The 11713-nt window shown below is 72.9% G+C and carries 10 protein-coding genes; 6 read left to right on the top strand and 4 right to left on the bottom strand.

Translation table 11 applies throughout. The features are described from left to right. Positions 1-38: 38 nt before the first annotated feature. A complete protein-coding gene (locus tag ACZ44S_RS14005; protein ID WP_466928293.1) occupies positions 39-1478 on the top strand; it encodes a gamma-aminobutyraldehyde dehydrogenase in 1440 nt (479 codons plus the stop codon). 150 nt (positions 1479-1628) lie between these two features. After that, the gene (locus ACZ44S_RS14000; protein WP_466928291.1) at positions 1629-2159 is read left to right on the top strand and encodes a hypothetical protein; all 531 of its coding nucleotides are present in this window, start codon (positions 1629-1631) and stop codon (positions 2157-2159) included. Here the strand turns inward: ACZ44S_RS14000 and ACZ44S_RS13995 are convergent. After that, complete coding sequence (locus tag ACZ44S_RS13995; protein ID WP_466928289.1) at positions 2116-4104, bottom strand: AfsR/SARP family transcriptional regulator; 1989 nt, start codon at positions 4102-4104, stop codon at positions 2116-2118. The genes ACZ44S_RS14000 and ACZ44S_RS13995 overlap by 44 nt on opposite strands. 136 nt (positions 4105-4240) lie before the next feature. Between ACZ44S_RS13995 and ACZ44S_RS13990 the strand changes: the two genes are divergently transcribed. Next, positions 4241-5131 carry an alpha/beta fold hydrolase gene (locus ACZ44S_RS13990; protein ID WP_466928286.1) on the top strand — a complete coding sequence of 297 codons (891 nt, stop codon included), beginning with the start codon at positions 4241-4243 and terminating at the stop codon, positions 5129-5131. 96 nt (positions 5132-5227) lie between these two features. Here ACZ44S_RS13990 and ACZ44S_RS13985 read toward each other — a convergent pair whose 3' ends face one another. After that, a complete protein-coding gene (locus ACZ44S_RS13985; RefSeq protein ID WP_466928283.1) occupies positions 5228-5947 on the bottom strand; it encodes a glycerophosphodiester phosphodiesterase in 720 nt (239 codons plus the stop codon). Positions 5948-5967: 20 nt separating this feature from the next. Further along, on the bottom strand, positions 5968-7035 hold the full coding sequence (locus ACZ44S_RS13980) for an adenosine deaminase (protein ID WP_466928281.1): 1068 nt from the start codon (positions 7033-7035) through the stop codon (positions 5968-5970). A gap of 119 nt (positions 7036-7154) precedes the next feature. On the opposite strand from ACZ44S_RS13980, the gene ACZ44S_RS13975 reads away from it, so the two are divergent. Next, positions 7155-8087, top strand: a complete 933-nt coding sequence (locus ACZ44S_RS13975) for a DUF4190 domain-containing protein (protein ID WP_466928279.1) — start codon at positions 7155-7157, stop codon at positions 8085-8087. Here the strand turns inward: ACZ44S_RS13975 and ACZ44S_RS13970 are convergent. Next, a complete protein-coding gene (locus tag ACZ44S_RS13970) occupies positions 8080-8682 on the bottom strand; it encodes an NADAR family protein (protein ID WP_466928277.1) in 603 nt (200 codons plus the stop codon). The two genes, ACZ44S_RS13975 and ACZ44S_RS13970, sit on opposite strands and share 8 nt — an antisense overlap. Before the next feature lie 198 nt (positions 8683-8880). Here ACZ44S_RS13970 and ACZ44S_RS13965 point away from each other — a divergent pair, with 198 nt between their 5' ends. Next, positions 8881-10416 carry a gamma-aminobutyraldehyde dehydrogenase gene (locus ACZ44S_RS13965; protein ID WP_466928275.1) on the top strand — a complete coding sequence of 512 codons (1536 nt, stop codon included), beginning with the start codon at positions 8881-8883 and terminating at the stop codon, positions 10414-10416. 49 nt (positions 10417-10465) lie between these two features. Further along, on the top strand, positions 10466-11713 hold the full coding sequence (locus ACZ44S_RS13960; RefSeq protein ID WP_466928273.1) for a polyamine ABC transporter substrate-binding protein: 1248 nt from the start codon (positions 10466-10468) through the stop codon (positions 11711-11713).

Genomic DNA, 11713 nt, shown 5'->3' with positions numbered 1-11713 from the left:
ACCTCGGACACCCACAAGGAACACCAGGAGGGCCTGCAGTGAGCACCGAGCTGCGTCGTCTGCGCAACTACATCGGCGGGGAGTTCCGGGACGCCGCCGACGGACGGACCACCGAGGTGGTCAACCCCGCGACCGGCGAGGCCTACGCGACCGCTCCGCTGTCCGGGCAGGCGGATGTGGACGCCGCGATGGCGGCCGCCGCCGAGGCGTTTCCCGGCTGGCGCGACACCACCCCGGCGGAGCGGCAGAAGGCCCTGCTGAAGATCGCGGACGCCTTCGAGGAGCGTGCCGAGGAACTCATCGCGGCCGAGGTGGAGAACACGGGCAAGCCCATCGGGCTGACCCGCACCGAGGAGATCCCGCCCATGGTGGACCAGATCCGCTTCTTCGCGGGCGCGGCGCGGATGCTCGAGGGCAAGGGCGCGGGTGAGTACATGGAGGGCCTGACCTCCTTCGTGCGCCGCGAGCCGGTCGGCGTCTGCGCGCAGGTCGCCCCCTGGAACTACCCGATGATGATGGCCGTCTGGAAGTTCGCCCCGGCCATCGCGGCGGGCAACACCGTCGTCCTCAAGCCCTCGGACACCACCCCGGCCTCCACGGTCCTGCTCGCCGAGATCCTCGGCTCGGTCCTGCCCAAGGGCGTCTTCAACGTCGTCTGCGGCGACCGTGACACGGGCCGCCTGATGGTCGAGCACCCCACCCCGGCGATGGCCTCCATCACCGGCTCGGTGCGCGCCGGCATGTCGGTCGCCGAGTCCGCGTCCAAGGACCTCAAGCGGGTCCACCTGGAGCTGGGCGGCAAGGCCCCGGTGGTCGTCTTCGAGGACACCGACATCGCCAAGGCCGTCGAGGACATCTCGGTGGCGGGCTTCTTCAACGCCGGCCAGGACTGCACGGCCGCCACGCGCGTCCTCGTCCACGAGGCGATCCACGACGAGTTCGTCGCGGCGCTCGCCAAGGCGGCGGGTGACACCAAGACCGGTATGCCCGACGACGAGGATGTCCTCTACGGCCCGCTCAACAACCCCAACCAGCTCAAGCAGGTCGAGGGCTTCATCGAGCGGCTGCCCGCGCACGCGCGCGTGGTGGCGGGCGGCAAGCGGGTCGGCGACAAGGGCTACTTCTACGCGCCGACCGTGGTCTCCGGCCTCCAGCAGGACGACGAGATCATCCAGAAGGAGGTCTTCGGGCCGGTCATCACCGTCCAGTCCTTCACGGACGAGGACCAGGCCGTCGAGTACGCCAACGGCGTGGAGTACGCGCTGGCGTCCTCGGTGTGGACCAAGGACCACGGGCGTGCGATGCGGATGTCGAAGAAGCTCGACTTCGGGTGCGTCTGGATCAACACCCACATCCCGCTGGTCGCCGAGATGCCGCACGGCGGCTTCAAGCAGTCCGGCTACGGCAAGGACCTCTCGGCGTACGGCTTCGACGACTACACCCGCGTCAAGCACGTGATGACGTCCCTGGACGCGTGATTCCTCGCTGGGCCGGCCCGTCGTAGGCCCCTGCGGGCCCGTTGTGGCCGGTCGCGCAGTTCCCCGCGCCCCTGGGTGGGTGCGGGGAACGCTTTTTTCCAGCGGAGCCCCATTTTTGAACATGTTCAACTCTGGGCGTACGCTGCTGCCATGAGCGACAGAGCCGCCCTGCTCCGGGGCATCCGTGTCTGGCTGGTGTTCTTCATCGTCTGCCTGGTGCTCAGCGGCGCCACGGCGTTCCCCCTGGTGCACGAGCTGCGCTGGACCGAGGACCTGCTGCGGTCGCTGTCGGCGCCGGAGCACCTCCCCGGCCTCATGGAGTGGATCGAGCGGGTGCGGGAAGGGCTCGACACCGCCGACGCCGACCACCCCTTCCTCCTCTACGGCACCGACTGGCTCGCCTTCGCGCATCTCGTGATCGCGGTCGCCTTCTACGGCCCCTACCGCGACCCGGTCCGCAACATCTGGGTCGTCGAGTTCGGCATGATCGCCTGCGCCGGCATCGTCCCGCTCGCCCTCGTCTGCGGCCCGATCCGCGGCATCCCCTTCTGGTGGAGCGTCATCGACATCGCGTTCGGGGTGTTCGGCGTCATCCCGCTGTACGTCGTACGCCGGAAGATCAAGCGGCTGGAGGCGCTCAGCCCGCAGGCCGGCGCCCGCCCCGTTCCAGTGCCGCAGTGAGACGCTCCAGGTGGCGGGAGACCGGGCCCAGGGTCAGCAGACCGCTGCCCGCCGCCTGTTCGCCCGCCGCGGGAAGCAGGGCGGTGCGGGCGCGGAGCATCGTCTCCGGGTCGTCCACGGCGACGGCGGCACGGGCCACCAGGCACCACAGCGCTTCGCACATGAGGTCGCGCGGCGGGTCGGGGACCGTGTGCAGGACCGTGCGGGCTTCGTCGTGCCGCCCCTCTGTCGCCAGCAGGAGCGGGCGCACCCAGGGCTCGTAGGGGCCCCAGTCCGTGTGCGCGTCGGCGACGATCGGCTCGTCGTGGCGCAGGGCCACGCTCAGCCGGGCCAGCGGCGGCAGGCCGCGGCTCAGACCGGGCATGCCGGAACCGGGGAGGAGGTCCGCCGCCCGGTCGTAGGCGGCCAGGGCGTCGGCCGCAGGGGCCGTCAGGGACGTCCGCAGCGCGCGGTTCCACGTCGTGAACACGGCGACCAGCGGGAGGTCGTGGCGGGCGGCTAGAGCGTCGGCGGCCGCCGCGTGCCGGTCGGCGCCCGCGAGGTCGGCCAGGGCGCAGCGCGACTGGATGCGGACGAGGCGGCCGAGGACCTCGTAGCGGGGAAGACCGTTGCGCGCCGCCAGGGAGACGAGTTCCGCGCCGATCGCGTCCCGCCGGGCCGCCAGACCCGTGTGGTGGAACGACTGCATGAACACGCCGTTCAGGGCGAACGCCAGGAGCGAGGCGTCGTCCAGCCGCCGGGCGATCTCCTCGGCCTGGCGCGCCGCCTGGAGCGGCCGGTCGCCGGGCAGGGTCCCGCGCGACTCGACCGCGATCGTCGCCAGCAGGCGGGCGCGGGCCGCGTCGTCACCCTCCGGGGGCAGCAGGCGCAGGGTCCGTTCCGCGGCGGCCACCAGTCGGCGGGCCTGTTCGGGGTCGTCGGAGCGGGTCCAGACCGCGGGGACGTCGTACACGCCGATCACCCGTGCCGTGAGCTCCGGTTCGCCCAGCTGCTCCGCGGCGGCGACGGCCGCGGCCCGGTGCCGGCGTGCCGCCTCCAGGCCGCCGCCGCTCGCCACGGCCAGATCGCGCATCAGCCCGGCGGTGGACTCCAGCCGGGTCCGGGCGCGGGCGGACACGGCACTCTCGTACGCGGCGGTCGCGTCCGCCCACACCCGGTCGACGGCCGAGTCCGCCTCCGTCACCGGGTCGAGGCGGGCCGCCTGCCGGAGGATGTCCTCCTCCAGCCGCCGCAGCCGGGGGCCGGGGTCCACACCCAGGTGCTCGCCCAGCATGCCGCGCGCCCTGCGCAGCACGGACAGCGCGTCGGCCTGCCGCCCGGACCGGTACAGGGCCAGCGCGAGCAGCCGCCAGGCGTCCTCGCGCCAGGGATGCTCCGCCACATGCGCGTCCAGATCGGGCACCGCCTGCGCGGCCGCTCCCAGCGCGACACGCGCCTGCGCCGTCCGCTCGACGGCCTGGAGCCGCAGCTCCGCCAGCCGGGCGCGCTCCGTCCTGGCCCAGCGCTCCTCGCCGAAGTCCGCGAAGGCCGGCCCGCGCCACCACTCCAGCGCCTCGGTCAGCACCGACACCACCTGCGCGGGGTGGGCGTCGGCCGGCAGGGACACCGCCCGCTCGAAGCGCCAGGCGTCGACGTCCTCCGTGGCCGCCCGCAGCGCGTACCCGGGCCCCTCGGTGACCAGCAGGCGCGGCGGGGTGCGGGGCGGCCGGTCCGGCTCCAGCGCCCTGCGCAGCCCGGCCACGAACGTCCGCACCGTGCCCACCGCCCGCTCCGGCGGGTCGTCGTCCCACAGGTCCTCCACCAGCCGGGCCACCGGCACCACCCGCCGCCGCGCGACCACGAGCCGGGCCAGGACCGCACGGTGCTTCGGCCCGCGCAGCGCGAGCGGCTCACCGGCCTCGTCCCAGGCCGTCACCGCGCCCAGCACCCCGAACGTCACGTGCACGACGGCGCCCGTCCCTCCCGGCCGGCCCCGCCGGCCCCGCGCTGCTGTTCATCGGCTGCTGATCCGCGCCCCGGAGGGTGGGAACACCGCCCGGGTGACCCGCCGGGCGCCGCCTTCCGAGGAGAAGAGACCAGCCATGCCCCATCCCACCATCCCCGGTTTCACCCACCGGCGCGTCCCCGTGGACGAGTCGGTCGAGCTCCACGTCGCCGTCGGCGGCACCGGCTCCCCGGTGGTCCTGCTGCACGGCTTCCCGCAGACCCACCTGATGTGGCGGCACGTCGCCGCCGACCTCGCGGCCGACCACACCGTCATCTGCCCCGACCTGCGGGGCTACGGCGCCAGCGACAAGCCCGCCGAGGCCGGGCCGGACACCTACTCCAAGCGGACCATGGCCAGGGACGTCGTCACGCTGGCCCGCCGCCTCGGACACGAGCGGTTCGCCCTCGCCGGGCACGACCGGGGCGCGCTGGTCGCCTTCCGGGCCGGGCTCGACCACCCGGCCGCGGTCAGCCACCTCGCCTGCCTGGACGTCCTGCCCACCCTCGACATGTGGGAGGCGCTGCACGGCACCTCGGCCGCCGTCGGCTTCCACCTCTATCTGATGGCGCAGCCGCCCGGACTGCCCGAGCGGATGATCGAGTCGAGTGCCGACGCGTTCTTCGGCCACTTCCTGGACGTCTGGTCCAAGGACCCCGCTGCCGTCCCCGCGGAGGTCCGCGCGGCCTACCTCGAGGCCTGCCGGAACGCCGTCCCGTCGATCGTCGCCGACTACCGTGCCTCCGCCGGGGCCGACGTGGAGCACGACGGGGCCGACCGCGCGGCCGGGAACCGGCTCACCATGCCCGTCTCGGTGCTCCAGCAGGACTGGGGAGCCGCGCTCGGCTACGAGGCGGCCGCCCTGTGGGGCGCCTGGGCCGCCGACCTGCGCCACTCCACCGTGGACTGCGGCCACTTCATGGCCGAGGAGGCGCCGGGCGACATCGCCGCCGCCCTGCGCGACCTCATGAAGCGCCAGGTGTGCTGACCGGAGAGGTCGGTGACGCGGGGTCCGGCACGGACCCCGCTCGGCTCGGCCTGGACGCACCGTCGGCCACAGCCAGGCTGGTCCGGACGAAAGGTCTCAGCCGGCCGCGGGCGTGGCGGCGTCGGAGCGCGCCCCGGCGTCGCGCAGTGCGCACAGCACGTCGATGCGGTTGGTGGTGATCGAGTCGACGCCCATGGCCAGCAGGCGGCGCATGGAGCGGCGAGTGTCCGGCGTCCACACGGAGAGCAGGTGGCCGCCGCGGTGGACGCGGTCGGCGAGGGCCCGGTCCACCAGGCCGAAGCGGTAGTTCAGCCAGCGGGGCCGGATCACCTCCAGGAGTCCGGCGCGCGGCGGGGCCAGTGTGGTCCGCGTGAGTGCGATCTCGGCGGACGGGTCCGCCGCGCGTACGGCCAGCATGGCGGGGGCGCCCGCGCAGTAGTGGACGCGGTCCTGGGCGCCGCTCTCGCGCACGGCGTCCACGACCCGGCGCGCGGCGCGCACGTCCGGCGTGCCGGGCAGGTCGATCATCACCCGGCTGCCGTCCGTCGCGGCCAGCGCGTCGGCGAGGGTGGGCACCCCGCCGTCCGTCACCCCGCGCACTTCCTCCCACGACAGCGACAGCAGCGGGCGGTCGTGCTCCCACAGCCGTTTCAGGGTGCCGTCGTGGAGCAGCACCGGGACGCCGTCCCGGGTGAGACGTACGTCGATCTCCACCGCGTCCGCGCCCCGCCGGAGCGCGGACCGCAGCGAGGCGAGGGTGTTCTCGCGGACGCGGTAGGGGTCGCCGCGGTGGGCCACGGCGGTCACGTTCTGCATGGCGGACCTTCGCGGGGCGGTCAGGAGGCGAGCCAGGACGCGGTGTAGGTGTCGATCTCATCGGCCAGCCGCTTCTTGCCGGCGGCTTCCATGAACGACGCCTCGACCGCGTTCTTCGCGAGACCGGCCAGGCCCCGCTCGTCGAGGCCCAGCAGCCGGGCGGCGACCGCGTACTCGTTGTTGAGGTCGGTGCCGAACATCGGCGGGTCGTCGGAGTTGATCGTCACCAGGACACCGGCCCGGGTGAACTCCTTGACCGGGTGCTCGTCGAGCGTGGTCACCGCGCGGGTGGCGATGTTGGAGGTGGGGCACACCTCCAGCGCTATGCGCCGCTCGGCCAGGTGCTGGAGCAGTTCCGGGTCCCGCGCGGAGCTGGTGCCGTGCCCGATGCGCTCGGCGCCCAGCTCGTTGAGCGCGTCCCACACGGTCTCCGGCCCCGTGGTCTCGCCCGCGTGCGGCACGGAGTGCAGTCCGGCGGCGATGGCACGGTCGAAGTACGGCTTGAACTGGGGGCGGGGCACGCCGATCTCCGGTCCGCCGAGCCCGAAGGAGATCAGGCCCTCGGGGCGCAGCCGGTCGTCGGTGGCCAGGCGCGCGGTCTCCTCGGCGGACTCGAGACCGGCCTCGCCGGGGATGTCGAAGCACCAGCGCAGCACCGTGCCGAACTCGGTCTCGGCCGCCTTGCGCGCGTCCTCGATGGCGTCCATGAAGGCGCGCTCGTCGATCCCGCGGCGGGTGGAGGAGAACGGGGTGATCGTGAGCTCGGCGTACCGCACCTGCTGCCGGGCCAGCTCACGGGCCACCTCGTACGTCAGCAGCCGGACGTCCTCGGGGGTGCGGATCAGGTCGACGACGGACAGGTACACCTCGATGAAGTGGGCGAAGTCCGTGAAGGTGAAGTAGTCGGCCAGGGCCTCGGGGTCGGTGGGGACCTTGGAGTCGGGGTGGCGGGCGGCCAGCTCCGAGACGATGCGCGGGGAGGCGGAGCCGATGTGGTGGACGTGCAGTTCGGCCTTGGGCAGTCCGGCGATGAAGGCGTGCAGGTCGCGGACCGGTCCGGCGGTGGCTGCGTCGAGGTGGTCGGTCAATGTTCCTCCCCGGGAACGGCGTCCCCGGCCGTGTGCTGCGGCGGGACGCGGATGATCGGCTGATCGGTGTTCGGGATCATCGTAGGCCGGGCGCGCGCGGTGCGGGCGCGGGTCGTAGCATGACGGGACGTCCGACGGAGGGGGCCCAGGGCATGGGCGACGACGCGCAGACGCCTCAGGCGCGGGAACAGACCACGGGCGGTACGCCGCCCGGTGACCCGCACACCCCTGCCGTGTGGCCGGCACCGGCCGACGGCGGGGCGCGGGACGCGGCGGCGCAGGACGGTTCCCTGGTGGACGTGCGGACCACCGACACGTCGCCCGCGAGCACCCCCGACCCCTGGGCGCCGCCCGCGGACCGCACCCAGGCGCCGGGCCCCGGTTCCGCCGGCCCGGGCTCCGAGGGCGGGGGAGCGGGCGGCCCGGGCGAGACCGTCGTGGCCGGCGACCCCCTGCCCTGGTCCGCGCCCTTGGGCCCTGCCGCACCCTCCGCGCCGTCCTCCGCCACGCCCCCTTCCGTCCACGACCAGCAGACGGTGACGTCCTTCCCTGCGATGGGCGGCACCCCCGCGCAGCCGCAGCCGCAGCCGCAGCCCCAGCCGCAGCCGTGGGCGGGCCCGTCCGCTCCGGTGCCGCCCTCCGCCCACACCCCCGCGGCCAACCCGTTCGCACCCCCGGGCGGGGGCGAGCCCGTTCCGCCGCCGCCCATCGGCCCCGAGGGCCCGGGTCAGGTCCCGTACGGCTATCCGGGCGCCGCGTACGGCGGTGCCCCGGCGCCGGGGTACGCCGGATGGTCCGGCACGGCACCGGTGCCGAGCAACGGGCCGGGCGTCACCGGACTCGTGCTCGGCATCATCTCGGCCGCCGTCTTCTGTCTCTGGCCGGTGGCCATCCTGCTGGGCGTGCTGGCCCTGATCTTCGGCGGGATCGGCCGGGGCAAGGCCCACCGGGGCGAGGCCACGAACGCGGGGCAGGCCCTGGCCGGGATCATCTGCGGCGCGGTCGGGATCGCCCTGGGCATCGCCTTCGGCGCCCTCGTCCTGCTCAGCTAGCCGCCGACGCCCGGAGCCGCCGCCGCGTCTCCATCAGCGCGAAGCCCAGCAGATTCGACCCCCGCCACCGCCCGGGGTCCTCCGCCCGCTCGTCGTCCGCCGTGAGGCCGATGCCCCACACCCGGTCCATCGGGCTCGCCTCGACCAGCACCCGGTCCCCGGTGCTCAGCAGGAACTCCCGCAGGTCGCCGTGGGCCGCGAACTTGTGCACGCCGCCCTCGACGACGATGCCGAACCGCTCCCGGCGCCACACGGCCTCGTCGAAGCCGCGCACCATCCGCCCGGCCTTCTTCGCCTGCGCGGGGTGCTCCGCGGCCAGCACCCGCCGCTCCCCCTCCGGATCCGCGAACAGCCGGGCCTTGGCCGCCATCATCCAGTGCTCGGCGGTCGCGTACTCCACGCCGTCCACCGTGAACGGCGACGGCCACCACTGGCTCAGACAGCCGGCCCCGATCCGGCCGTCGGCCAACGGCCGGTGCCCCCAGAAATGCAGGTACTTGACCCGCGTCCCGGTCGCCAGCGCCTCGATCAGCGCCTCCCTGGACCCGATCGCCTCCGTCGTCCCGCTCATGGCCACCCCCTTGATCCCCTTCATGCACGCGAGTCTGGCAGGGACCACTGACAGAGCGTCCTGCCTTTTCCGTGGCCGCTCGACATCTGGTCGACAGATTCCGTTGCGTAACCAAAATTCAACAACGGAATCACTTGTTGGAGTCTCGCTGCTCTGTCAGGATCGGCACTCAAATCGAGCTGGAGCCACGCCGCCCCCCTCGGGGACACGGAGGAGAGCGACATGCACAACCCGGGCAACACCACCCCGGAACGATTTCCCGCCCAGGAACGGTTCGCGGACGGTGCGCAGTTCATCGCGGGCCGTCCGGCGAAGGGCACCTCCGGCCGTACCCACGCGGTCGTCGACCCGGCCACCGGCGCGGAGGTGTACACCTACGAGCTCGCCGGCACCGACGACGTCGACGCGGCCGTCGCCGCCGCCCGGGAGGCCTACCCGGACTGGGCCGGTGCCACCCCGGGCGAGCGGTCCGACGCCCTGCACCGGTTCGCCACCGTGGTCGCCGACCGCGCGGAGGACTTCGCCCGCGCGGAGTCGCTGCAGTGCGGCAAGCCCTTGAAGCTGAGCCGCGAGTTCGACGTCCCGGGCACGATCGACAACATCGCCTACTTCGCCGGTGCCGCCCGCCACCTCCAGGGTCAGTCGGCCGGCGAGTACTCCGGCGACCACACCTCCTACGTGCGCCGCGAGCCCATCGGCGTCGTCGGCTCCATCGCCCCCTGGAACTACCCGCTCCAGATGGCCGCGTGGAAGATCCTCCCGGCGATCGCCGCGGGCAACACCATCGTGCTCAAGCCCGCCGAGCTCACCCCGCTGACCTCACTCCTCTTCGCGCAGGCCGCCACCGACGCGGGCATCCCGGACGGTGTGATCAACATCGTCACCGGGACCGGCAAGGAGGCCGGCGAGCACCTGGTCGGCCACCCCGACGTGGCCATGACCTCATTCACGGGCTCCACCGCCGTCGGCAGGCGGGTCGCCGAGATCGCCACCGCCACCGTCAAGCGCCTCCACCTCGAGCTCGGCGGCAAGGCCCCCTTCGTCGTCTTCGACGACGCCGACCTCGACGCCGCCGTCAACGGCGCGGTCGCGGGCGCGCTCATCAACACCGGGCAGGACTGCACGGCCGCCACGCGCGCGTACGTGCAGCGCCCGCTGTACGGGGCCTTCGTCGAGCGCACGGCCGCCCTGATGGACACCGTCCGGCTCGGCGACCCCTTCGCCCCCGGCACCGACCTCGGCCCGCTGATCTCGCACGCCCAGCGCGACCGGGTGGCCGGATTCGTCGACCGGGCGCGCGCCCACGCGCGTGTGGTGACCGGCGGTGAGGCACCCCTGGGCGAGCTCGCGAACGGCGCGTACTATCGCCCCACGCTCATCGCCGACGCGGCGCAGGACAGCGAGGTCGTGCAGTCCGAGATCTTCGGTCCGGTGCTGGTCGTCGTGCCCTTCGACACCGACGACGAGGGCATCGCGCTGGCCAACGACACCCCGTACGGACTCGCCGCCTCCGCCTGGAGCCGGGACGTGTACCGCACGGGCCGGGCCAGCCGCGAGATCAAGGCGGGGTGCGTGTGGATCAACGACCACATCCCGATCATCAGCGAGATGCCGCACGGCGGCTACAAGGCGTCCGGCTTCGGCAAGGACATGTCCTCGTACTCCTTCGAGGAGTACACCCAGGTCAAGCACGTCATGTTCGACAACACCGCGGTGGTCCGCAAGGACTGGCACCGCACCATCTTCGGGGACCGATAGCAGCCAGGCCGCCCGACCGCGGCCACCCTCCCGAAAGGGCACCACGCGCATGGAGCAGTACGAGCCCGACCGCCTCTCGCCGGCCCAGGAAGCCGCGATACGGCGCAGTTTCCGCAGCGGCAGGGCGGCCCTGACCCGCCGTTCCCTGCTGCGCGCCTCCGCGGGCGGCGCGCTCGCGGTGGGCGGACTCGGCGCGCTGAGCGGCTGCGGCATCCCCGCCGCCGGGAACACCCAGGGCGGCGTCTCGGCGGAGGACCACTCGAAGACGGAGAAGACCGTCAACTTCTCCAACTGGACCGAGTACATGGACGTCGACGAGAGCGGGCGCAAACACCCCACGCTGGAGGCGTTCACCAAACGCACCGGCATCAGGGTCAAGTACACCGAGGACATCAACGACAACACCGAGTTCTTCGGCAAGATCAAGCCGCAGCTCGCCGCCGGCCAGGACACCGGCCGCGACATCATCGTCCTCACCGACTGGCTCGCCGCCCGGCTGATCCGGCTCGGCTGGGTGCAGAAGCTGGACCCGGCCAACCTCCCGAACGCCTTCGCCAACCTGTCGGCCCAGTTCCGCAGCCCCGACTGGGACCCCGGACGCGCCTACTCCTACCCCTGGCAGGGCATCTCCACGGTCATCGCCTACAACAAGAAGGCGCTCGACGGCGTGGAGGTGAAGACCCTCTCCGACCTGCTGGACAACCCCGAGCTCAAGGGGCGCGTCGGCCTGCTCACCGAGATGCGCGACACCATCGGCATGACCCTGCTCGACCTGGGCAAGGACCCCGCGGAGTTCTCCGCCGACGACTACGACGCGGCGACGGCCCGGCTGCAGAAGGCCGTCGACAAGGGCCAGATCCGCCGCTTCACCGGCAACGACTACACCGCCGACCTCGCCAAGGGCGACTTCGCCGCCTGCCTCGCGTGGGCCGGTGACGTGGTCCAACTCAAGGCGGACAATCCGGACATCGACTTCCTGATCCCGGACAGCGGCTACATGACCTCCAGCGACGCCATGCTGATCCCCAACAAGGCCCGGCACAAGACGAACGCCGAGCGGCTGATCGACTACTACTTCGAGCCGCAGCCGGCCGCCCAGCTCGCCGCCTACATCAACTTCGTCTGTCCGGTCGACGGGGTGAAGGACGACCTCGCGAAGATCGACGAGGACGCGGCGAACAACCCGCTGATCCTCCCCGACAAGGCCATGCAGGCCAAGTCCCGTGCCTTCCGCTCCCTGAGCTCCAAGGAAGAAACGGAATTCGAAGAGAAGTTCGCGAAGCTCACTGGGGCGTGA

It is taken from the genome of Streptomyces malachitofuscus (assembly GCF_055571035.1).
This window is presented reverse-complemented; position numbering and strand designations above follow the sequence as displayed.

Bases quoted from the DNA above. Each gene is read 5' to 3' on its own strand.
- ACZ44S_RS14000 (WP_466928291.1), top strand. From the start codon at position 1,629: ATGAGCGACAGAGCCGCCCTGCTCCGGGGCATCCGTGTCTGGCTGGTG.
- ACZ44S_RS13990 (WP_466928286.1), top strand. From the start codon at position 4,241: ATGCCCCATCCCACCATCCCCGGTTTCACCCACCGGCGCGTCCCCGTG.
- ACZ44S_RS13985 (WP_466928283.1), bottom strand. From the start codon at position 5,947: ATGCAGAACGTGACCGCCGTGGCCCACCGCGGCGACCCCTACCGCGTC.
- ACZ44S_RS13975 (WP_466928279.1), top strand. From the start codon at position 7,155: ATGACGGGACGTCCGACGGAGGGGGCCCAGGGCATGGGCGACGACGCG.
- ACZ44S_RS13970 (WP_466928277.1), bottom strand. From the start codon at position 8,682: ATGAAGGGGATCAAGGGGGTGGCCATGAGCGGGACGACGGAGGCGATC.
- ACZ44S_RS13965 (WP_466928275.1), top strand. From the start codon at position 8,881: ATGCACAACCCGGGCAACACCACCCCGGAACGATTTCCCGCCCAGGAA.
- ACZ44S_RS13960 (WP_466928273.1), top strand. From the start codon at position 10,466: ATGGAGCAGTACGAGCCCGACCGCCTCTCGCCGGCCCAGGAAGCCGCG.